We start from the raw sequence: 22209 nt of genomic DNA, 5'->3' as shown, positions 1-22209 counted from the left end.
ATCAATTTTTCTCTAAAAAGATTTCATATGATAAACCTTGGCTTGGTAAGGATTATGTTTTGTAAAAGATAAAAAAATTCTCTTTAATTTGTCAAATGTTGTTTTGATGTATAAGGGTATCAAAAGCTTTTTGTGCGTGTTTATTTTAGGAAAAAGTACGTTGATAATACAATGAAGAACATTTGTATTATTTTTTCCTGTTGCTTTATTGAGTACTGAGAAACAAAATTAAATAATGAAAAGTGAAATTATGAAAACCACAACACATTATGATCTGTTTATCATTGGAGGAGGGATAAACGGCTGTGGATTGGCAAGAGATGCAGCAGGACGCGGATTTAAAGTGGGATTGGCTGAAATGAACGATCTTGCATCTGGGACCTCAAGTGCGTCAACAAAGCTTATTCATGGTGGGCTTCGTTATCTTGAACACTATGAGTTCAAACTTGTTCGTGAAGCATTGAAAGAACGCGAGATTATTTTACGTATGGCTCCACATATTGTGCGTCCTTTGCGTTTTCTCCTTCCTTATCATAAAGAATTGCGCCCTGCTTGGATGTTGCGTTTTGGACTTTTTATTTATGATTATTTAGGGAATTGGAATCAGAAATTGTGGCGCAGTAAAACGATTAATTTTTCACAAAAATTTTGCTCTACACTGAAGAAAGAATATCAGAGAGGTTTTGAATATTCTGATGCAAGAGTAGATGATGCGCGTTTAGTTATTGGCAATGCTCGTGATGCAGAAAAGTGGGGAGCTGATATAAAAGTACGAACAGAAGTTCTCTCTTTAAAAAAAGAAGACAATAAATGGCGTATCTTTCTTCAAGACAAGTTAAGTAGCAAAGAATATAGTGTCACAGCTTCTTATGTCGCGAATATGACAGGTCCTTGGATTGATCATGTTTTAGCAAGCATATTAGATTGTAAAGAACATCCACCAGTACGGCTTGTTAGAGGTTCTCATATTTTAGTTCCCAAGCTTTATACTCATGATCGTGCTTATATTTTTCAAAATGGTGATGGGCGTATTATATTTGCTATTCCGTATCAAGAAGAGTTTACCTTACTTGGAACAACAGATTGTAATTATCAAGGAGATCCGGCTGACGTTCATATTACTGATACAGAAATTGATTATATTTGTGCAGCAGCCAGTGAATATTTCATACAACCAGTGTTGCCTGAAACGATTGTCTGGTCTTACTCTGGAGTTCGTCCACTCTATGATGATGGAGCTTCAAAAGCACAAGAAATTACGCGCGATTATGTTTTAAAAGAAATGGGAACAGGAACGACACCAAAGATACTTAATCTTTATGGTGGAAAGATTACAACTTATCGTAAGTTGGCTGAAGATGCGATGAAATTTGTTGAAAAAGAGCTTGGTAAAAAGGGAGCATCATGGACGGCTAAGGCAGTACTTCCAGGGGGTGATTTTCCCTATAACAAATTAGATACAATCGAAAATAGGATTGCTCTTTTAATGCCAGATTTAGATGCTTTTACACATCGCAGGCTTGCACGCTCCTACGGTACGGAAGCATTGGTGATCTTTGCACATGGTAAGGCAAATAAAGGAAAAAATTTTGGACATGGGCTTTATGAAGTAGAAGTAAAATGGTTGATGGAAAAAGAATGGGCTAAAGTATGTGAAGATGTGTTATGGCGTCGTTCAAAACTGGGGCTCCTATTTAATGAACAAGAGGTTGATACTCTTTCTTCCTATATGCAAAGCCAACAAGAGATTGAACAACGTTTATGATCATTTCATTTTACAGATTGTATCTGCAATATTGTAAAATATTTTCCTTCGAGAGATACTGATATTAGTTATAGATATTAAAAAGGCAATGGTTGTCTATACCCTGATTTTAGTTTTTTTTGCAAGAATCACAAAATGGCAAAATTAGATAGAATATTTAAGATGAAATTTGTCTATCTTATAAAGTGAAATCTAAGAATATTACCAAAAAGAACTCATTGATAAAAAATAATTTATAATTAGATTCGTGTGAAATAAGGTTTTTTTCTTCTTTAAGAGAAGATAAAAGCTACTTTCTGTATCGTTTATTTGCACAATGAGTTAAAAAAATCTAAAGAAAATTAAATCGATCATGAAAAATTCTATAATGTGTTAGTTTAGCATTTATTATCTTAAATGCTGTACTAAATCATGTAAGGGAAGAGGCTTGAAGAGCGTAAGAAGAACTTATAAATGAGTTTTTTATATTATAGTAAAAATCTTCTTTTTTCATGTTTATATACCTGAACACTAATCTATGAGAAATGCGATATTGTGTTGTGGCATGATTGATTGTAGTAAACCTTGATATCAATTGAAAATAATGAGCTGTTATTATACTCATGATAGTATAAGAGAATAAAATTTTCCGTAAACTAAAAGTAAGTATTTTTTTATGTATAAAGAGAGAGCTATAGGGACATGAGAGTAATACCCTCATGATATTTTACAATCTTCCATCGCCTATAAAATTTGCAGTAGCACCAATGTTGGACTGGACAGACCGACATTGCAGATTTTTTTATCGTCTTTTAACGAAAAAAGCTCTCCTTTATACGGAAATGATGGTAGCAGATGCTGTCATTCATGGTGTTCGCGAACAATTGTTGGCTTTTAGCGACAAAGAATGTCCAGTTGCATTACAATTAGGGGGGGCTGATCCGAGAAAGTTAGCAGAAGCTGCACGAATTGCTGAGGATTTTGGCTACAACGAAATAAATCTTAATGTCGGGTGCCCATCAAATCGTGTTCAAGCAGGTGTCTTTGGGGCTTGTTTGATGCTACATCCAGACATTGTGGCAAATGCCGTGGAAGCGATGAAACGAGAGGTTACTATACCTGTAACTGTCAAATGTCGGATTGGAGTGGACGAACAAGATGAAGAGTTAGCGTTAGATCTTTTGGCTAATCAGGTTTGGAATGCTGGATGTGATGCGCTCTGGATACATGCACGCAAGGCATGGCTACAAGGATTGAGTCCGAAAGAAAATCGCAATATTCCGCCCCTTAATTATGAAAGGGTTTACAAATTAAAACGTCAATATCCTCATAAATTCATTGGGATAAATGGTGGAATTAAATCGATTGATGAGATCAAAGAACACTTAACTTTCTGTGATGCTGTCATGGTTGGTCGCCAAGTTTATCATGATCCAACTTTGTTAAAACATATTGATTTTGAACTCTATGGTGAGTCGCAAAATAATCTGAGTGAGAGTGATCTTATTGAGGTTATGTGTGATTATGCAGCTCGACATATTGCATCGGGGGGGCGGCTTTCTCATGTGACACGTCACATGATTGGTTTATTTCATGGGCGGGGTGGGGCACGTCGATGGCGGCAAATACTATCAAATGATGCGACAAAACCAAACGCAGATATATGTACTTTAAAAGAAGCTTTTTATGCTCTCATTTAATAACAGTCAGACAATTAACATATATTAAAGTTGAGATCCTTTGCGTTTTGATTTCTTTGCGATAATTTTGATCCTTTTAATTTTATAAGTTTTTGAAAGTTTATAACTTTTATTATGAATAAGAATGTTAGAATTTATATATTAAACGGCATGCTGATTATACCTATTAAATAAAAAATAACTTAAGGGTATCACTGTAAAGGTAGTCATAAGATATTAATAACATTTTGAATCTTGCACGTTTGTTATTGGGGTAGAAAATAGAATATAGAAATTATTGCCTTCATAGTATTTAACTTTTTTAAAGCACTGTTAAAAAAACAATAAATTATTTATATCCTGTATATATGACGTGATTTTCATAAACATTGTAGATTTTAAAAGGTATCCTTATGATCGCTAGTCCATTTGATGATTTTCGTGCTTTGCTTACAAATTTACCTGTTGCTGATGAGTTTTCTATAATTTTGGCAAAAAAACGGCAAAAAAACTTAACAAAAGAGCAAGGAACATTGGGAAAACTAGGAGATATTGCTGTTTGGTATGCGGGGTGGAGGGGTACAGAAAAACCTATCGTAACGCGACCTTTGGTTGCTATTTTTTCTGGAAACCATGGTATTGTAGAGGAGAATATTACACCATTTCCACAATCTATGACACAAAAAATGGTAGAAAATTTTGCATCTGGTGGAGCTGCTATCAATCAAATTTGTATTGCTTATGATCTTGGATTAAAAATTTTTGATTTAGCATTGGAATATCCAACAATGAATATTACGAAGGATGCCGCAATGGATGAGCGGAGTGCGGCTGCTACAATGGCATTTGGAATGGAATCCATTGCGGGTGGGACAGATCTTTTATGTATTGGAGAAATGGGAATTGGAAACACAACAATAGCTTCAGCTTTATGCTTAGCATTGTTTGGAGGGGAAGTGGAAGAATGGACAGGAAATGGTATGGAATCAGAAGGTGATTTTTATCAGCGTAAAATTGCAGCGGTTAAGACAGCCATTTCTTTGCATAAGGATTATTTTAATGATCCTTTTGAGATAATGCGTCGCTTAGGAGGACGTGAGATTGCTGCTATGGTTGGTGCTATTTTAGCAGCAAGAATAGAAAAAATACCCGTTATTTTAGATGGTTTTGTGGCAACAGTAGCTGCAGCGGTTCTTTATAAAATGCATCCAAAAGCTCTTGATCATACCCTTGTTGGACATGTTTCTTCTGAGACAGCTCATCGTAAACTTTTAAAAAAAATTGGCAAAGAACCACTTCTAGATTTGGGGATGCGTCTTGGTGAAGGGACAGGAGCAGCTATGGCAGCTGGTATCGTCAAAGCCGCTGTTTTAACACATGCACAAATGGTGGTTTTTTAACAAGAAAGTTTGAATGCCTAAAAGATCATAAGACGGATATAAAAAATCTTAAGAGCTTTGTTCATGCGTCTTGTCGTGTAATTTAATATAATTCAGCGGAAGTTCTGTTGTATATTTAATCTGTTCCATTGCGAAAGAAGAAGAGACATCACGGATATCAATTTTAGAAATTAATTTTTTATAAAAAAGATCATAAGCTTCAATGTTGGGCACAACAACACGCAATAAATAGTCAATATCTCCACTCATTCGATAAAATTCAATGACTTCACGGAATTCTTGCACAATTTTTGAAAAACGCTTAAACCATTCATGACTATGTGTATTTGTGCGAATAGACACAAAAACAGTGACGTGTGCGTTTACTTTTTCTGGAGAAAGAACAGCAACACGACGCTGAATGACGCCATCTTCTTCAAGTTTTTGAATTCTACGCCAGCAAGGAGTGGTCGAAAGTCCCACTTTTTTAGCAATATCAGCAACAGAAAGTGTCGCATTTTCTTGCAAAAGATGTAAAATTTTTCGGTCAAGACGATCCATATTTTTTCTCAATATTTTAATTTATAAAAATTTACGCACTAAACAACGCAGATATACAATAAGCTCATCGTTAAACCATGGGTTTTTCTGTAACCAAGAAGTATTTCGCCATGACGGATGAGGCAAAGGCATAACATTATAGCCTCGAGGTTGAGGAATGGAAAGAATATTTCTCCAATCACCAACAGTTGCAGAAACGGTTTTATGTTTTAATTCTGTAATGTGCCACTTTTGCGCATAACTGCCAATAGCAAGAACAAGCTTTATTTGAGGCATTGCCTGAAATATCTTTTCATGCCATATTTCTCGACATTCACGTCTTGGTGGTAAATCAGCTTTATTTTTGTCATAACCTGGAAAACAAAATCCCATAGGAACAATAGCAAAGAGAGATTTATTATAAAATTCTTCTTTCGTGACACCCAGCCAATTACGCAATTTTTCACCAGAGCGATCATTAAAAGGGATAGACGTTTCATGGACACGCAACCCTGGTGCTTGGCCTGCAATTGCAATCGAAGCAGTATCGGATAAATAAACGACAGGGTTTGGTTCATGAGGAAGAGGAGGAAAATAATGGGGTTGTTGGACGCAAACACGACAGGAATAGATCTCTTTTTCAAGTTTGATAATTGGGCTACATTGTTTCATTAGTAAATAAAATTAAAAAATATTTTTTTTATTCTGTGCGAGGATTTGCTTTGCGCCATTCTTTTGGTCGTTGAAAACTTGATGCCCATATTCCTTTCTTTTTCTTTCTAGCTTCTTGCTCTTCTTTGGGGTATTCATAATAATTTACAGCCCAACCATTATGTACAAGTGTTGCGTTGATATTGCTAACTTGTTTTGTTTTACATGTTGCAAGAATACGGCGATATTTATCTGTTTTTTTCCAGTGACATGTAACAGTTTGATTTTTTAATAGTTGTTCTAAATATTTTTTTGCCTCAAGCCCACAAGGGTAGCGCGCTTCCTTTTTTCCACAAAATTGGTGGAGTTCAGGAGCATCAATTCCAGCTAGTCGAATCTTAATTGAAGAAATCATAATGGTATCGCCATCAATGATTAATGCATTTCCTTCAACAGAGTTTTGAGAAGAAAATTTTTCTTTTTGAGGCAACCGCTGAGTTTTCTTAAAATAAGTTGACATAATGATAAGAATGCTAGCAGCGACAAAAATACTGAAACCGATAACTTTTAGATTAAAGCTTCTTAGATTAAAATGAGAAAAAGATTTTTTCATGAAATAAAGAAACTGCTAACATTATTATAACTCTATTTTAGTATCGAGAAACTTTATTCATATGACGAAACAATGTTTCGTTTTAATGACAAAATTTTCATTAGATATCACAATAATCAAATACTCATACAGAATATATGTAAGCAACTTAAATAATAAATCAACTTATCCAAATCCGTACAAAACATACAAAGTTTAAAGTAAACTTTTTAAACTTAAGGAAATAAAAAACACCCCTCAAAAAATAAATTTGAAGAGCAATACTCCCACATTTCTTTTGGAATATAAAATCTATCAATTCAATGATAATTTTATTTATTTAATTTTTGTTTCTTTAAATTCAACGTGTTTTTTTACAACTGGATCATATTTACGCTTGCTCATTTTATCTGTCATTGTACGGCTGTTTTTCTTTGTTACATAGAAAAAACCAGTATCCGCAGTTGATAAAAGCTTGATCTTAATGGTTGCTGCTTTAGCCATAATGTAAGTACCCTATTTATACTGAAAAAATATTATTACTGTCAAAACTTATTTCCGACATCATCAGATTTTCCGGCAACACTACGGATGTTCTCAAAAAAGTCAAGAGCTGATTAATTTTCTCATAAGTTGGACAAACACGAAAATGACATATAAACCGAAAAAAACAGCCATGGCTATTGAAAAACCAAAGGGTTTAAAGATATCCATGGATTTTCCGATAAAGGTCGGTCCGATGAGCATACCAATTCCATAACAAAAAATAAAAGCAGAATTAGCAGCAGCAAGCTCTTGCCCCTTGAGACGGGCTCCTAAATGTGCAAGACTAATTGTATAAAGGCTCGCTGATACACCACCCAGAAAAAACAAATCAAGCATCAGAATCCATGGATATTGAAGAATCCATGGTACTATAAAAGTTCCTATAAAACCTAAAATAGCGCAACTCATCAGCGGGTAGCGTCGATCTTTGGCGTAGTCGCTTATAATGCTGATAGGAATTAAGAGGAAAATATTCCCAAGTGCAAGGGTTGCCATAAAATGTGCTGCTTCATTCTCATTATAACCAATGGATAAACTAAAGGGTATTATAAGAGTTAATACGCCCATTTGAATGGCCCCGTAAACAAGGACCGCCATCATTGCACTTGGAACGTGAAAAAGATAACGAAAAAATGGCATATATTGATTTTTTTGAAATTCTGGACTTAATTTCCAAGCGGTAAGAATTGGTATAGTAGCAAGTATAATAAGGCTATATCCAACAGCAAAAGGAATAAATCCTTGTGTTCCCACTTTTGCTAGCAGCGTTAGACCTATTATAAACCCTAATCCTAAGACAATAGCATAAATAGAAAGGATAAAACCGCGTTTTTTGGGGGGAGCATAACTGTTGATCCAAAACTCTGACAGGATAAACATAACTGTCATGCTGAAATGTAATATAAACTTTAAAATAAACCAAACCCATATGGGATCAAAAAAATAGAATCCTAAAAAACTTAAAGATCCTATCGCCATCATAAGCAATATTGTTTGAGCGATTCCTAAGCATAAGGCAATTCGAGACGTAAAAATAGCTGCAATAATTGTGGCGATTCCACCAACTGTTCCACTATAGCCGATTGTACTGTTGGAAAGTCCTTTCTCTGCCATAAGAAGAGAGACAAGTTGTGTTCCCATTGCCAATGCTGTTCCAACAGTGCCAATGGTTGCAATAGCGGCAATAATTGCACGCAAAGAATTATTTTGAGAGTCAAAAGTTTTTTTTTCATGAGAATGGCTTAAGGGTACTCTTGTTTATTTAAACAATGAAAAGATGAGCTGAAATGAAAGGGAGCCAAAACTATCCTTTGCAGTTTCTCTCATTTCCTAAGTATAAAAAACTGCAAGATTTTTATATGGTTATTATAGACTTAACAATAAAATTTATCATCTTGTATACTAAAGAAAGAAGATTGTACATATAAAATAATATAAATATTATATAATATAAGCCATTTCTTAAATTGAATTTATTATTCAAATTATATTTAATGGAGGGCAAGAAGCTTAATTTTTTCTTTTCCCATAAAAAGTATACTTTTGTTTTTTTAATTTGTTTTTATGGTAGGATGTCGGTGAAAATTTTATTGGACGAGGTTTTGTTAACAGTTCAAAGCATAAAGCGCCAGCAAAAGGTTGTACCGTTATAAGTTTTACTTCTACAACATCACTGAGCTGATAGCCTTTATGGCTACGCTGTCCTACAAGAACATGTTGTGCTTCATCAAAATGATAATAATCATTTTTAAGTGTAGAAATATGGACAAAACCATCTGTATTGAGTTTATCAAGTGAGATAAAAAGACCTGCTTTTGTAACTCCGGAAATGCGACCTGTAAAAATACGACCGATTTTATTCGTTAAATAGTGAGCAACAAGCCGATCAATCGTTTCTCTTTCAGCCATCATTGCACGGCGTTCGTATAAAGAAACTTGCGTAGCAATTTCTGCAAGATTTTGTTCTTGTGTATCTGTTAATTGATCATTTCCTAATTTGAGAGCTTTAATGAGTGCTCGATGAATAATGAGATCAGCATAACGACGGATTGGTGATGTAAAATGTGTATAGTTCTGCAAATTTAAACCAAAATGGCCACTATTTTTAGGGTTGTACTCTGCTTGTGATTGTGAACGCAAAATAACTTGATTGACTAGTTCTTGTTGTTTAGTATGAGCGACCTTTTCTAAAATTCTATTAAGGCGTGCTGAGGTAAGTTCGCTTCCGCGGGAGAGTGGTATCCCCAAACTTTGAAGAAAGCTCCGAAGTATTTCTTGCTTAGCAAGAGAAGGTTTTTCATGAATACGATAAATGAGCGGCTGGTGATGTTGTTTTAATGTTTCAGAAGCTGCAATATTAGCTTGTATCATAAACTCTTCAATTAAACGATGCGCTTCTAATTGTGTTTCACTCACAACATCTTTTATGCATCCATTTTGATCAAGAATAATCTTTTTTTCTGCAATTTCTAATTCTAGTGGTTGGCGACGATTTCGCGCAGCTTTAAGGCATGCATAGGCTTCCCATAAGGGGTGCAAAATGCTCTCAAAAAGAGGGGTTATTTTTTCATTTATATTACCTTCAATTGCCAATTGTACTTCTTGATAAGAAAGTTTGGCTCTTACACGAATCATAGTACGATGAAAACTATGTTTTCGTTTATTACCGTTTGCATCAAAAATCATACGAACGGCTAAAGCTGGTCTTTCTTTTCCTTCACGCAGAGAACATAAATCATGAGAAAGGCGTTCAGGTAACATTGGCACAACGGTATCGGGAAAATAAACAGAATTTCCACGTTTCAATGCTTCTTTATCTAAAGCGCTTCCTGTTTTGATATAATAAGAAACATCTGCAATGGCTACAATAATAATCCAACCATCATTATTTGCTGGATCCTTATCCTTGGTTGCATAAACTGCATCATCATGGTCTTTTGCATCTGGTGGATCAATTGTAATAAAGGGTAATTGTCGCCAATCTTCACGATTATCCATATTGGCAGCTTTGATATGTTTGGCTTGCTCAAGAACACTTTCAGGAAAAATATAAGGAATTCCTTTCGAAAGAAGCGCTATCATTGAGAGTGTTTTCTCACTCTTAATGTGCCCTAAAACATTCTTTATTTTTGCGCTCTTTAATCCGTAACCAGTATTTTTTTTTATTTCGACTTCAACGAGATCACCAATTTGAATCTTCATTTCTGGAGACATTTCAACAATGAGTTCATTGGTTTTGCGGTCTATAGGATCAAGGCGCCATTGATTATTTTCCAATTTTCGTACAATAGCAAATGCGCTTTTGGGAGATACATCAATTTTACGAATAATTCGTCCCGTATAAGGATGGCTTGAGCTTTCAGAATTTTTATTTCGAAAAACTTTTACAAGAATATGATCTCCAACACCAATATTACTTCCTGTTATGTGATGAAAAGAGTGTATTTCAATATTGGGCTTTGGAGAATCTTCCCATTCAAGAGGTTGTGCAATAAAACTTCCATCTTTATCACGTCCGCTAATTTTTACTAAAGAAACAGGGGGTAATTTTCCTTTGTTTATTGCTCTTTTGTGGTGTTTAGATATGAGATTTTGATCCTTTAACTCACGTAACATATCTCTAAGCCAGATACGAGAATCGCCTTTTAAGTTAAAAGCTTTAGCGATTTCTCGTTTACTTGAGTGGTTAGGATTCTCAATTATAAAGGAAAGGATTGCTTCCTTATTGGGAAAAGTTTTCCCCTTGAATGAAGAGAGATATTTTATGTTTTTTTCACCTTTAGCCAAAATTTATGTCTCTTTTATTTTTGCTTTTGTTTTAGAAGAAGCTCTTTTTGAAGTTGTTTTTTTACTCGATGCTTTAGCCGATATAAGTTCTAGTGCCTCTGGAAGTGTTACACTAATGGGATCTTTATCTTTTGGCAATGTTGCATTAATTTTACCCCAATTGACATAAGGACCATAACGCCCGTTGCGCACGGTAATGGTTCCTCCTTCGGGATGCTCTCCTAATGTTGCCAATGCTTCAGGTGTTGTTCTGCTTTGCCTGGTTTTGTTTTCTTGTTGTTCTGCTAATACTGTAACAGCGCGATTGATACCAATATCAAAAACTTCATCTGCATGAAGAAGGCGCGCAGATTTTCCATTATGGCTAAGATAGGGACCATATCGTCCAATCGTAGCCGTGATTGTTTTTCCGGTTTCAGGATGAATGCCAATTTCACGGGGAAGGGATAGTAAAGCCAAGGCTTTATCAAGGGTTACATTTTCTGCCTGCCATTCTTTTGGTAATCCTGCACGCTTAACTTCTTTGCTTTCACCAAGTTGAATATAGGGACCAAACCGGCCATTACGAAGAGAGATCTCTTTTCCTGTTTCAGGGTCAATACCAAGTATAACAGGTTCATCATTGCGTACAGCTTCATTCTCTTCTCCAGTATCTGTACCAAGTTGGTGTGTGTATTTACATTCGGGATAATTGGAACAGCCAACAAAAGCACCATAACGCCCAAGTTTTAATGATAATTGACCATTTTTACAAAGAGGACAGGAACGCACATCACTTCCATCTTCGCGTTCAGGAAAGGCGAGAGGTGCTAATGTTACATTTAAAGCATCAAGAACATTGGTTATACGGAGTTCTTGGATATTGCTAATAGATGCATTAAATCCATCCCAAAAATCTCGCAATACGTCTTTCCAAGAAAGTTTGCCGTCAGAGATAAGATCCAGCTTTTCTTCAAGATCTGCTGTGAAACCATATTCTACATAGCGATTAAAAAAATTTTCAAGAAAGGCCGTAACAATACGTCCCTTGGCATCGGGAATAAGCTTTCGTTTATCAATGACAATATATCCACGGTCACACAATGTCGCCAATGTGGATGCATAAGTTGAAGGACGACCAATTCCTAACTCCTCAAGCTTTTTAATTAATGAAGCTTCAGAATAACGAGAAGGGGGCTCTGTGGTATGTTGTACAGATTCAACTTTTTCTTTTGTAAGTGCTTCACCAGTGTTTATTTGTGGTAAACGTGTTGTTTCATTTTCTTCATTATTTTCTTCGTCTCGTTGATCCGTGTAGACGGAAATAAAGCCATCAAAGCGAATAACAGATCCTGTTGCCCGTAGATTTGCACAGTTTTCTCCTGTCTGTGCTTCAATTTCAACAGTTGTACGTTCAATTTCAGCAGAGCGCATTTGGCTGGCAATGGCACGCTTCCATATCAGATCATAGAGCTTTGCTTGATCGCTATCGAGAAAATTACGGACTTGACTAGGATTGCGTTGAAAATCTGTTGGGCGGATCGCTTCATGTGCTTCCTGTGCATTTTTTGCCTTTGTTGAATAAAAACGTGGCTTTTCAGGAATATAGTCTTTTCCGAAAGTTTCATGAATAACTTTTCGTGCTGAATCAATAGCCTCTGGTGCTATCTGCACACCATCGGTACGCATATAAGTAATAAGCCCTGCCGTTTCACCATTAATTTCAATGCCTTCATAAAGCTTTTGGGCAATTTGCATAGTGCGAGAAGCTGAAAAACCTAGTTTTGAAGAAGCTGCTTGTTGTAGTGTAGAGGTTGTAAATGGAGGAAAAGGATTTCTCTTTGTAGGTTTTGCTTCAACACTGAGTGTATGATATTGAGCTTTCTCCAGCATAAAGCGAATTTGGTCTGCTTGTTCTTGAGATTGAATATCAAGCTTGCCTATTTTTCTTTGATTAAACATTGTCAATCTTGCTTGGAAACTATCATTTCGGATGGTTTTTAACTGTGTTGTAATGGACCAATAATCTTCTTTGATAAAATGTTCTATTTCTGATTCACGATCACAAATAATACGCAAAGCAACCGATTGAACCCGTCCTGCTGAACGCGCACCAGGGAGTTTACGCCATAAAACAGGTGAAAGTGTAAAACCAACGAGATAATCAAGAGCGCGACGTGCAAGATAAGCATCTACAAGTGATGTATCAATATCACGTGGATTGTTCATAGCATCAAGCACAGACTTTTTGGTGATGGCATTGAAGACAACTCTTTTAATAGGTTTATCTTTTAAAACTTTTTTTTGACGGAGAACATCCAGAATATGCCATGAAATAGCTTCCCCTTCACGATCAGGGTCTGTTGCTAATATAAGGCTATCGGCTTCTTTAACGGCTTTTGCTATTTCATTTAAACGTTTAGCGGCAGCAGAATCTATATCCCATTTCATAGAAAAATCTTGATCCGGTAAAACAGAACCATCTTTTGCAGGCAAATCACGAACATGTCCAAATGATGCGACAACTTTGTATTGAGACCCAAGATATTTATTAATTGTTTTTGCTTTTGCTGGAGATTCAACGATAACGATATTCATAATTTTACCCAAATATTGAAATAAAAATTTTTTTATAAACGCCTTTTACGCGAATAGCTAATGCCAATTGCTTAAGAGCACATAAAAAAATATTAGCCATATAAAAAACATGAATATTGTACAACTTATGATTGTCATTATTAGAGTACACCCTATATAGAATTACACGATTTATTTTCCACTGTTATTACAAAAACATACGGCGAAATACTAAGATAACGTCTATTGAGAGGTAGGAGGGGAAATGCTCAAGGATAGAGGATTATGTTTATAAATCATTTAAAAGTTATCCAATATATTACAGACATGTCAAAGCAAATGAATCAGATGGCGCGTCAGGCGCACAGTCCGCTTTTAGCATTGCTTTTGGATATGGTTGCCAAAGAAGGGCAAAGCATTATTAATAGTGCTGAGGCTCTTGGGGAAGATCAAGATTCGACAATGACACACAACCACCAGAGTGTCGAATAAGCTTTCCAGCAAGCTCGAGTTCTACCAACAAGAGGTAGAGAGCTGGGAGTGAAATACCTGAGTGGATACTGAGTGTGTCTAAGTCGATTGGCGTTGTTGAAAGAGCGGAGAGAACTGCTGCACGTGCTGCATCATCATCTGCTAAAGAGAGATCGCTGTTTTTTTCATCTGCTAAATTAAAATTCTCCTTTTCAAGTTGTAAGGAGGATGGTTCCTCAAAAAAATTGAGTTGCGAATTTGGAAGCGGTGAAATTAATGGCGTAAGTGTTTCTATAATGTCAGAAGGATGTGTGGTGAGTAGAGCACCGTCTTTGATAAGATTGTTTGTACCAACAGATCTTGGATCAAGTGGAGAACCGGGAATGGCAAAAATTAGCCGTCCCATTTCAGCTGCTTGACGTGCGGTAATTAAGGACCCTGAGCGCAGGGCTGCCTCTACAACCAAGAGACCAAGTGATAGAGCTGCAATAATACGGTTTCTTCTTGGAAAATCGATAGCACGCGGCTTCCAAGAAATGGGCATTTCGCTGATGATGGCTCCACCGTTGGCAATAATATCTTCATGCAACTTTTTATTTTCAGGAGGATAGATATGATCAATTCCTCCCGCCATGACTGCAACAGTTCCTGTTTTTAAACTTGCTTGATGCGCAACGCTATCAATTCCACGAGCGAGCCCAGAAATTGTTACAAAGTCTGCTTCTCCGAGAAAACGCGCAAATTGAGCTGTAAGCTTTTTTCCCGCAGCTGAAGCATTTCGAGAACCTATAATTCCAATAGAAGTTTTTTGAAAAATTGAAACATTACCTTTGATAGCAATAAGCGGCGGGGGGGCTTCTGTAACCTTAAGAAAAGCTGGATAATCTGGTTCGCCCATACCAATAAACCGGACACCTAATCTTTCAGCTTCTTGCATTTCTTTTTCTGCATCTTCTAAGCTTGCTATTTTTATAGATACAGAACCACCACCTTTTCTACTAAGCTCTGGCAGCGCTGCCAGAGCATTTTCTGCTGTTTTATAATGATCAATGAGATTGCGAAAACTAACAGCTCCAATATTTTCACTGCGCAATAACCGTAACCAGCTTAGACGTTGACGATCAGTAAGCAGGATTCCTTTATTTATCTCCGTGTTGCGTACCAATCTTACTTTCTTCCCCAATTAATAATCTACCGATATTTGTATAATGTTTTATGAACACAAATATGCTCATCGCAATCAGCATACAACAGAAATAAGAATCGGAAAAATAAAAAACAAATATCGGCGTGATCATAACAGCAACGAGTGCGGATAATGAAGAATAGCGTGTGAGGAGAAAAATCGCACTCCATACAATAATAAAAATAATTGCTGCGGGCCAGTAGGTCCCTAAGCAGACCCCTAGATAGGTAGCAACACCTTTGCCACCTTTAAATTTAAGCCATACGGGGAAAAGATGTCCTAAGAAAGTAAAAAAACCCGCTAGAGAAACAAGTATACTATTGTCTAGCGGATTACTAAAAAACTTTATAATCAAAACAACGATAGTTCCTTTTAACATATCACAAAGAAGTGTTAGAGCAGCAAGCTTTTTATTTCCTGTTCGTAAAACATTTGTTGCTCCAATATTGCCGGAACCGATTGTTCTTATATCACCAATTTTGAACAATCTCGTAAAAAGAAGACCAAATGGAATCGAGCCAATGAGATAAGATATGAGGAAAATAAACCATGGAGTGGACTGAAAAAATATTTCTGCTTCATTCATTAAGAATCTCATTAAGTTTGTTGATCAAGTTTAAAAACGGATTTCCCTTTCACAAAGGTCTGGAGCACACGTCCTTGAAAACGTGCATTATCAAAAGGGGTATTTTTTGAACGTGAATAGAGCTTCTCTTTCGAAACAACCCATGGTTCTTCAAGATCAACCACAATAAGGTCTGCATGAGCCCCTTTTTTGAGTGTTCCTGCATTGAGTCCAAAGAGCTTTGCAGGCGCCGTTGACAAAAGTTCCGTTATCCGTAGAAGAGATAGGCTCTCATCATGATAAAGGCGTAAGGCTGCGCTCAATAAGGTCTCCATACCAATAGCGCCAATTGCCGCGTCATTAAATGGTAAATGTTTTTTGTCGATACTCTGAGGATCATGAGAAGAGACAATAACATCTATAGTCCCATCCTTTATTGCTTCAATCATTGCTATACGGTCTTCTTCTGTACGCAATGGGGGCATTAAGCGAAAAGAAGTGCGATATTGTCCAATGTCATTTTCATTGAAAGATAAATGATTAATAGATACACCCGCTGAAATTTTCTCACTGCGTTTTTTACCTAAACGAAGTGCATCAGCAGAGAGTGCTGTCGATATTTGAGCGGCATGATAGCGTGTTTGCGTTAATGCTGCTAAACGTAGATCTCTTTCAAGTGGGATAACTTCTGCTTCGCGAGGAATGCCAGAAAGACCAAGCCAACTGGCAAGCAGTCCTTCATTCATCACACCTTGCCCTGTAAGATCTTTATCTTGCGTTTCATGCATCAATGGAACATCAAAATCGCGTGCATAAGTCATTGCACGCCGCATAACAGATGAATTTTGAAGTGTTTTTTTTCCTTCACTAAAAGCAACGGCTCCTGCATCTTTGAGCAAACCAAATTCGGTTATTTCTTGTCCGTTGAAACCTTGTGTGATTGAAGCAACGGGATAAATATTGACCAATGAGATTTCCTGTGCTGTATGCGTAATAAATTTAACGAGTGCTACATTATCAATAACTGGATGCGTGTTTGGCATCATAAGAAAGGAAGTAATACCACCTGCTGCGGCCGCGTAACTTGCTGATGTAATTGTTTCACAATGTTCATTCCCTAATTCTTCAACAAAAACGCGCGCATCAACAAGTCCAGGGAGAATTGCTTTGTTTTGTGCGTTAATAACTTCTGCTTCTTCAGGGAATCCCTGATTCAGAGCTTCTTTTCCAGCGGCTATAATTCGTCCATTTTCAACAATAACTGTACCAATTTCATCGATTGCGCGCGAAGGATCAATAATACGAGCATTTTGAAAAACAATTGGTTTTATCATTTTTTTTCTCCACTGATCTTTGCGCGTGAATCTAATAGAGCCTCCATGACAGCCATACGCACTGCAATTCCCATTTCTACTTGCGTATGAATCATACTTTGTGGTCCATCTGCTATATCGGATGCAATCTCTACACCACGGTTTATTGGACCAGGGTGCAGAATAATAGAATCATTTTTGGCATAGGCTAAATTTTCTTTATGTAAGCCAAAATAATGGAAATATTCACGCGTAGAAGGAATAAAAGAGCCTGTCATCCGTTCATGCTGTAAGCGCAACATCATGATAACGTCAGCATTTTTAAGACCTTCTTTCATCGTGTTAAAAACCTCAACACTCATATGAGCGATTTCTGCGGGTAAGAGTGTTGAGGGAGCAACAGCACGAACACGAGCACCCAAAGCATTGAGACACAGGATATTGGAACGGGCAACACGTGAGTGTAAGATATCTCCGCAAATCGCAACAGTTAATCCTTCAATACGACCTTTTGCCCTTTTAATGGTTAGAGCATCTAATAAAGCTTGGGTTGGATGTTCATGAGCACCATCACCTGCATTAATAACACAACAATCAACTTTTTGCGCTAATAAAGCTGCCGCTCCTGCACTGTTATGGCGAAAAACCAGTATATCTGGCTTCATCGCATTGAGAGTTGTAGCAGTATCAAGTAATGTTTCTCCCTTTTTTACAGATGAGTTGCCGATCGCAAGACTCATCACGAGTGCACCTAGCCTTTTACCCGCTAATTCAAAAGAAGATTGTGTTCGCGTAGAGGCTTCAAAAAAGAGATTAATTTGAGTCCGTCCATGCAAAGTAGATTTTATTTTATCAATTTTGTTAGAAAGGATAATATTTGCTTCTGCACGATCAAGCAATGTATTAAGATCTTGTACACTCAGATCTTTAATAGCTAAAAGATGTTGATGAGGGAAAAGTGGGAAAAAATTATCTTGCATCATAGCATTCTTCTTTATCTCTCTCTAAACAGGTTAAACAAGCATTTGTTTGAATATGATAAATGTTTCTTAACTCTAAAAAGACAAATAGTCTATGATATGAATGATTTGAATGTAGGAATATACCTATGAGTGCTGTATCTGCGCAAAATACTCGTCGAAAAAATACATTTCTTAGCGATACGCTTATGTTTCGTATTGCTTCTACTTTGCCTAAGTTTTTGTTAGCAAGTTTTGAAGAAATAGGGGATTTTGCCGCGAGTCGAGAAGCATGGAAACTTTCTTGCTTAGCGAATCATTATAAGCCTTTATTATGCTATAATGATGAATGGGGGCAACCAACGGAAAAATTAGAGATCCATTCTTCCTATCAAGCTCTTCAACAATATTCTAGACAAGCAGGTTTGGTTACCTCACTTTGGGAAAATGCGAGCTCAGAAAATGGAGTACGCTATCAAGCGCGTGCGATTCGTTTAGCTTTATCTGCTGGTTTAGAAACAGGACATTTGAATGAAGTTATCATAACGAGTGCAGCTATTGCTGTTTTAATTAGTGATATCGAGCTCTTCAAAAAATGGCAAAATGTACTTTTATCACGCCAATATGATTCCTCATCAAAGCCTATTCATCATAAAAAGGCAGCTTCTCTAACTTGTGCATTTGACGATATTGAAAAATACGCTTTCAATTTTCCAAGTGTTAAGAAAATTTCTTTCGATGAAAGTATGGAACGTGATCTATATCGTTTAAATGTTGTAAAAACCAACGTTATTAATCCTACCGCTGACGGATATCTTGTTAGTGCAGATTTAGATGGTCATTTAAGTTGTTTTTTTATTCCACGCATACAAGAAAATGGCGCATTAAATGGATCTATATCGATTCGTCATTTAATTCAGCGTTCTGGAGAACTTTTAACACCAGAGGGGGTTGTCGACTTCCAAGGCAGTTATGGCTGGCTTTTGGGAAATGCTGGAGAAGGGCTTAAAGTTATTAAAGATATCGAGACGATGATGCGTTTCGATCAATCTGTCATATCGGCAGGTGTTTTACGAGCGGCTCTTCAATTTGGTATGGATTTTTTCCGGAAAAAAATGCCCAATCAGCCTTTACCTCCACTGACAGAACGTATTTTTGCAGATATTGCATTAGATATAGCTGCCTCACAAGCATTGGTTTTACGTTTAGCGAGAGCATTTGACAATGCAGCAAATGACCGTTCTGAAGCAGCTTTTGCCCGCATTATGACACCTATTATTGCTTATCATGTAAGTCAATTGGTTGTGCCTATTATTGGTGAAATTATCGCACAACTTGGTATTGAAAGTTTTATAGAGAATAATCCATTATCACAAATGTTGCATAATGGGCCTGCGCGAATTGTGAGAAATAGTTCTGCTAATCAATTGGTAAAGGATGCCATTCTTATTGCTGAAAAAGCACCGGGATTGTTTCAGAAATTGTTGGAAAAAATTGCTCTTGATATTGGACCAGCAGGACCCCGAGCAATTGAAATTATTAAGTCAGCAGGTGATATGGCATCAGCAAATGAAGGTGCAGGAAGATTTTTTGTTGAACAAGTAGCTTATGCAGCAGCAGCAGCAGCATTACGTTCTACAGACATAGAACATGTTGCGAATGCCTATATGGAAAGCCGCCTTGGGGGACAATGGAGATCTTCTTACGGGATGCTCATTGCACGATATAATGCAGGGCATTTGCTCAATGTTCTCTATCCTTCCATATGATGAAAGTTTTGAATTCTATTGAGAGCACCTTGCAATATAAAAGCGGCGGCGGCTGAATCAATACGGCTTGCTCTTTTAGCGCGCGATACATTCATTTCTAAAAGAGACCGTTCCGCAGCAATTGTTGATAAACGTTCGTCCCAAAAAACAAATGGAATTTTTGTATAAGCTTTCATATTACTCACAAAAGCTCTGGTTGCTTGAACACGAGAGCCACTGCTTCCATTCATGTTAAGAGGTAAGCCAATGATAATAACGCCTACATTTTCACGGTCAAAAATTTTAATAAGTGTGTAAGCATCTTCTGTAAATTTTTTTCGCTGTAGTACAGGACGCGGATTTGAGACAGTCAGCCCCCTATCAGAAATCGCAATTCCGATAGTTTTTGTCCCTAAATCTAAGCCTGCTATTGTTTGTCTAGGCAAAAGATGTTTTATAACTTCATCTATATTAATAACAGTCATAAAGGTATAATACGTTTTTTAATGTTTCAGATCTATAGTTATATTCTTTATTCATGTTATCTAATATTCTTGCACTTACAAGTGCAGCCTTGTATAGCCAGAATAAAGATCAAATAAATAAACAAAAAAGCAGAAAGGCGTAAAGAGTATGTCTGTTGATCAAGAGACAGTCAAGCGGATAGCACATTTAGCAAGGATTGCCCTCCACGATGATGAGATAGAACCTGTGACAAAAAAATTCAATGCTATTTTAGGTTTTGTAGAGCAATTGAATGAAGTTGATGTCAGTGGAGTTGAGCCATTAACATCTGTGATGCCGATGACTCTACGAATGCGTGAAGATACTGTTACAGATGGCGATAAAGCAGAAGATATTGTAGCCAATGCCCCTGTTACAGAAGAAAATTTTTTTCTTGTCTCAAAAATTGTTGAGTAACTTTTTATATTTTTGAAATTTGAGAACCAATATGACTGATTTAACAACTCTCACAATTGCGCAAGCTCGTGATGCTTTAATAAAGAAAAATCTCAAAGCAACAGAATTAACGGCAGCTTATTTACAAGCAATAGAATCAGCTAATCCAGTTTTGAATGCTTATGTAACAATAACAGCAGAACAGGCAATGAAAATGGCTGCTGAATCAGATAGTCGCTTAGCGAGAGGGCAGGGAGGGCTTTTGGAAGGAATTCCCTTGGGGATTAAAGATCTTTTTGCAACCTATGGTGTTCATACTCAAGCCTGTTCAAATATCCTTGATGGTTTTAAACCGCACTATGAATCAACTGTCACGGCTAATTTATGGCAAGATGGTGCTGTGATGTTAGGAAAACTTAATATGGATGAGTTTGCTATGGGCTCATCCAACGAAACATCATATTATGGTCCTGTTATTAGTCCATGGAGAAAAAAAGGCTCAAATGAAAAACTCGTACCCGGTGGTTCTTCGGGGGGATCCGCAGCCGCTGTTGCTGCACAAATTTGTGCTGGTGCAACTGCAACCGATACAGGTGGCTCAATACGTCAACCAGCAGCTTTTACTGGGACTGTAGGAATAAAGCCAACTTATGGACGTTGTTCGCGATGGGGCGTTGTCGCGTTTGCTTCATCTCTTGATCAAGCTGGACCTGTTGCTAGAGATGTTCGTGATTGTGCTATCTTACTCAGATCAATGGCCTCTTTTGATGAAAAAGATTCTACTTCCGTCAATTTACCAGTTCCTGATTATGAAAGTTATCTTGGTCAATCAATCAAAGGAATGAAAATCGGTATTCCAAAAGAATATCATGTGGATGGAATGTCTCCAGAAATTATTGAGCTTTGGCAAAAAGGAATAAATTGGTTAAAAGAAGCAGGTGCTGAGATTAAAGATATTTCTTTGCCCCATACAAAATATGCTCTACCTTCTTATTACATTATAGCTCCTGCAGAAGCCTCTTCTAATTTAGCGCGTTATGATGGTGTGCGTTTTGGTTTGCGCATGCCTGGAAAAGACATCATTGAGATGTATGAAAATACGCGTTCTGTTGGTTTTGGTGATGAAGTCAAACGACGCATTCTGGTTGGGACTTATGTTCTTTCATCAGGTTATTATGATGCCTGTTATTTAAGAGCTCAAAAAGTAAGAACACTCGTAAAACGTGATTTTGATCAATGTTTTGCTTCAGGCATTGATGCTATTTTGACACCAGCAACACCAACACCTGCTTTTGGTATTGCTGATGAAAAAATAAAAAATGATGCTGTAGCAATGTATCTTAATGATATTTTTACGGTACCAGTTAATATGGCTGGTTTACCAGGAATTTCTGTTCCTGCTGGTCTGTCATCAAATGGTTTACCTCTAGGATTGCAATTGATTGGTAAACCTTTTTCTGAAGAAGTCATTTTTCAGATAGCGCACATTATTGAACAAGAAGCAGGAATATTCAGTGCAGAAAAATGGTGGATGTAATAGTCAAAATTCACAAAAAAGCATTTCTCATCCTTAATGAGAAATGCTTTTTTAAAA

The 22209-nt window shown here is 36.9% G+C and carries 19 protein-coding genes; 7 read left to right on the top strand and 12 right to left on the bottom strand.

Going from position 1 to position 22209, the window contains the following annotated elements:
• Positions 1–235 precede the first annotated feature (235 nt).
• The 3 genes from glpD to cobT all read left to right on the top strand — a co-directional run bounded on the left by glpD (position 236) and on the right by cobT (position 4823).
• The gene (gene glpD, locus ACFIQC_RS03700; RefSeq protein WP_375621286.1) at positions 236–1765 is read left to right on the top strand and encodes a glycerol-3-phosphate dehydrogenase; all 1530 of its coding nucleotides are present in this window, start codon (positions 236–238) and stop codon (positions 1763–1765) included.
• A 698-nt stretch (positions 1766–2463) separates the two neighbouring features.
• On the top strand, positions 2464–3444 hold the full coding sequence (dusA, locus tag ACFIQC_RS03695; RefSeq protein WP_375706757.1) for a tRNA dihydrouridine(20/20a) synthase DusA: 981 nt from the start codon (positions 2464–2466) through the stop codon (positions 3442–3444).
• Between the two features lie 392 nt (positions 3445–3836).
• Positions 3837–4823: a nicotinate-nucleotide--dimethylbenzimidazole phosphoribosyltransferase gene (gene cobT, locus ACFIQC_RS03690; RefSeq protein ID WP_375706756.1), complete on the top strand. Its 987-nt coding sequence runs from the start codon at positions 3837–3839 to the stop codon at positions 4821–4823.
• A gap of 48 nt (positions 4824–4871) precedes the next feature.
• On the opposite strand, the gene ACFIQC_RS03685 is transcribed toward cobT, so the two are convergent.
• The 7 genes from ACFIQC_RS03685 to topA all read right to left on the bottom strand — a co-directional run bounded on the left by ACFIQC_RS03685 (position 4872) and on the right by topA (position 13494).
• Positions 4872–5363 carry an Lrp/AsnC family transcriptional regulator gene (locus ACFIQC_RS03685; protein WP_375608344.1) on the bottom strand — a complete coding sequence of 164 codons (492 nt, stop codon included), beginning with the start codon at positions 5361–5363 and terminating at the stop codon, positions 4872–4874.
• Between the two features lie 21 nt (positions 5364–5384).
• Entirely contained in the window at positions 5385–6014 is a 630-nt protein-coding gene (locus tag ACFIQC_RS03680) for a uracil-DNA glycosylase family protein (protein ID WP_375613408.1), read from the bottom strand.
• A 28-nt stretch (positions 6015–6042) separates the two neighbouring features.
• Entirely contained in the window at positions 6043–6606 is a 564-nt protein-coding gene (locus ACFIQC_RS03675) for a thermonuclease family protein (RefSeq protein WP_375628149.1), read from the bottom strand.
• A gap of 315 nt (positions 6607–6921) precedes the next feature.
• Positions 6922–7089: a 50S ribosomal protein L33 gene (gene rpmG, locus ACFIQC_RS03670; RefSeq protein WP_004864083.1), complete on the bottom strand. Its 168-nt coding sequence runs from the start codon at positions 7087–7089 to the stop codon at positions 6922–6924.
• A gap of 102 nt (positions 7090–7191) precedes the next feature.
• On the bottom strand, positions 7192–8328 hold the full coding sequence (locus ACFIQC_RS03665) for an MFS transporter (RefSeq protein WP_375706755.1): 1137 nt from the start codon (positions 8326–8328) through the stop codon (positions 7192–7194).
• Positions 8329–8640: 312 nt separating this feature from the next.
• Positions 8641–10917 carry a ribonuclease R gene (rnr, locus tag ACFIQC_RS03660; protein ID WP_375706754.1) on the bottom strand — a complete coding sequence of 759 codons (2277 nt, stop codon included), beginning with the start codon at positions 10915–10917 and terminating at the stop codon, positions 8641–8643.
• A gap of 3 nt (positions 10918–10920) precedes the next feature.
• Positions 10921–13494: a type I DNA topoisomerase gene (gene topA / locus ACFIQC_RS03655; RefSeq protein ID WP_375677751.1), complete on the bottom strand. Its 2574-nt coding sequence runs from the start codon at positions 13492–13494 to the stop codon at positions 10921–10923.
• 264 nt (positions 13495–13758) lie between these two features.
• On the opposite strand from topA, the gene ACFIQC_RS03650 reads away from it, so the two are divergent.
• Complete coding sequence (locus tag ACFIQC_RS03650) at positions 13759–13965, top strand: hypothetical protein (protein ID WP_005773510.1); 207 nt, start codon at positions 13759–13761, stop codon at positions 13963–13965.
• On the opposite strand, the gene dprA is transcribed toward ACFIQC_RS03650, so the two are convergent.
• Genes dprA through ACFIQC_RS03630 form a run of 4 tightly spaced genes read right to left on the bottom strand, consistent with a single transcriptional unit; the run spans position 13895 to position 17991 of the window.
• On the bottom strand, positions 13895–15127 hold the full coding sequence (dprA, locus tag ACFIQC_RS03645) for a DNA-processing protein DprA (protein ID WP_375706753.1): 1233 nt from the start codon (positions 15125–15127) through the stop codon (positions 13895–13897). The genes ACFIQC_RS03650 and dprA overlap by 71 nt on opposite strands.
• Positions 15084–15716, bottom strand: coding sequence for a glycerol-3-phosphate 1-O-acyltransferase PlsY (plsY, locus tag ACFIQC_RS03640; protein ID WP_375706752.1), 633 nt, complete (start codon positions 15714–15716; stop codon positions 15084–15086). The genes dprA and plsY overlap by 44 nt, the downstream gene beginning before the upstream one ends.
• Positions 15717–15727: 11 nt before the next feature.
• Positions 15728–17029, bottom strand: coding sequence for a dihydroorotase (locus tag ACFIQC_RS03635; protein WP_375706751.1), 1302 nt, complete (start codon positions 17027–17029; stop codon positions 15728–15730).
• Complete coding sequence (locus ACFIQC_RS03630; RefSeq protein WP_375706750.1) at positions 17026–17991, bottom strand: aspartate carbamoyltransferase catalytic subunit; 966 nt, start codon at positions 17989–17991, stop codon at positions 17026–17028. Before ACFIQC_RS03630 ends, ACFIQC_RS03635 begins: the two co-directional genes overlap by 4 nt.
• A gap of 125 nt (positions 17992–18116) precedes the next feature.
• On the opposite strand from ACFIQC_RS03630, the gene ACFIQC_RS03625 reads away from it, so the two are divergent.
• Positions 18117–19736 carry an acyl-CoA dehydrogenase family protein gene (locus ACFIQC_RS03625; protein ID WP_375706749.1) on the top strand — a complete coding sequence of 540 codons (1620 nt, stop codon included), beginning with the start codon at positions 18117–18119 and terminating at the stop codon, positions 19734–19736.
• On the opposite strand, the gene ruvX is transcribed toward ACFIQC_RS03625, so the two are convergent.
• Positions 19721–20200, bottom strand: coding sequence for a Holliday junction resolvase RuvX (gene ruvX / locus ACFIQC_RS03620; protein WP_375621276.1), 480 nt, complete (start codon positions 20198–20200; stop codon positions 19721–19723). The genes ACFIQC_RS03625 and ruvX overlap by 16 nt on opposite strands.
• 148 nt (positions 20201–20348) lie before the next feature.
• Between ruvX and gatC the strand changes: the two genes are divergently transcribed.
• Both gatC and gatA read left to right on the top strand, forming a co-directional pair.
• Complete coding sequence (gatC, locus tag ACFIQC_RS03615) at positions 20349–20636, top strand: Asp-tRNA(Asn)/Glu-tRNA(Gln) amidotransferase subunit GatC (protein ID WP_375621275.1); 288 nt, start codon at positions 20349–20351, stop codon at positions 20634–20636.
• A gap of 31 nt (positions 20637–20667) precedes the next feature.
• The gene (gatA, locus tag ACFIQC_RS03610) at positions 20668–22152 is read left to right on the top strand and encodes an Asp-tRNA(Asn)/Glu-tRNA(Gln) amidotransferase subunit GatA (protein WP_375706748.1); all 1485 of its coding nucleotides are present in this window, start codon (positions 20668–20670) and stop codon (positions 22150–22152) included.
• Positions 22153–22209: the final 57 nt, after the last annotated feature.

This window comes from Bartonella sp. AA126HLJHH (assembly GCF_042197425.1).
GTDB lineage: Bacteria > Pseudomonadota > Alphaproteobacteria > Rhizobiales > Rhizobiaceae > Bartonella.
This window is presented reverse-complemented; position numbering and strand designations above follow the sequence as displayed.

What these genes read in the sequence shown, in the direction of transcription:
- ACFIQC_RS03625 (WP_375706749.1), top strand. Translation starts at nt 18,117, where the DNA reads ATGAGTGCTGTATCTGCGCAAAATACTCGTCGAAAAAATACATTTCTT.
- ACFIQC_RS03650 (WP_005773510.1), top strand. Translation starts at nt 13,759, where the DNA reads ATGTTTATAAATCATTTAAAAGTTATCCAATATATTACAGACATGTCA.
- ACFIQC_RS03680 (WP_375613408.1), bottom strand. Translation starts at nt 6,014, where the DNA reads ATGAAACAATGTAGCCCAATTATCAAACTTGAAAAAGAGATCTATTCC.
- rpmG (WP_004864083.1), bottom strand. Translation starts at nt 7,089, where the DNA reads ATGGCTAAAGCAGCAACCATTAAGATCAAGCTTTTATCAACTGCGGAT.
- ACFIQC_RS03675 (WP_375628149.1), bottom strand. Translation starts at nt 6,606, where the DNA reads ATGAAAAAATCTTTTTCTCATTTTAATCTAAGAAGCTTTAATCTAAAA.
- ACFIQC_RS03635 (WP_375706751.1), bottom strand. Translation starts at nt 17,029, where the DNA reads ATGATAAAACCAATTGTTTTTCAAAATGCTCGTATTATTGATCCTTCG.
- ruvX (WP_375621276.1), bottom strand. Translation starts at nt 20,200, where the DNA reads ATGACTGTTATTAATATAGATGAAGTTATAAAACATCTTTTGCCTAGA.
- ACFIQC_RS03630 (WP_375706750.1), bottom strand. Translation starts at nt 17,991, where the DNA reads ATGATGCAAGATAATTTTTTCCCACTTTTCCCTCATCAACATCTTTTA.
- cobT (WP_375706756.1), top strand. Translation starts at nt 3,837, where the DNA reads ATGATCGCTAGTCCATTTGATGATTTTCGTGCTTTGCTTACAAATTTA.
- plsY (WP_375706752.1), bottom strand. Translation starts at nt 15,716, where the DNA reads ATGAATGAAGCAGAAATATTTTTTCAGTCCACTCCATGGTTTATTTTC.
- gatC (WP_375621275.1), top strand. Translation starts at nt 20,349, where the DNA reads ATGTCTGTTGATCAAGAGACAGTCAAGCGGATAGCACATTTAGCAAGG.
- ACFIQC_RS03685 (WP_375608344.1), bottom strand. Translation starts at nt 5,363, where the DNA reads ATGGATCGTCTTGACCGAAAAATTTTACATCTTTTGCAAGAAAATGCG.
- dusA (WP_375706757.1), top strand. Translation starts at nt 2,464, where the DNA reads ATGATATTTTACAATCTTCCATCGCCTATAAAATTTGCAGTAGCACCA.
- glpD (WP_375621286.1), top strand. Translation starts at nt 236, where the DNA reads ATGAAAAGTGAAATTATGAAAACCACAACACATTATGATCTGTTTATC.
- topA (WP_375677751.1), bottom strand. Translation starts at nt 13,494, where the DNA reads ATGAATATCGTTATCGTTGAATCTCCAGCAAAAGCAAAAACAATTAAT.
- gatA (WP_375706748.1), top strand. Translation starts at nt 20,668, where the DNA reads ATGACTGATTTAACAACTCTCACAATTGCGCAAGCTCGTGATGCTTTA.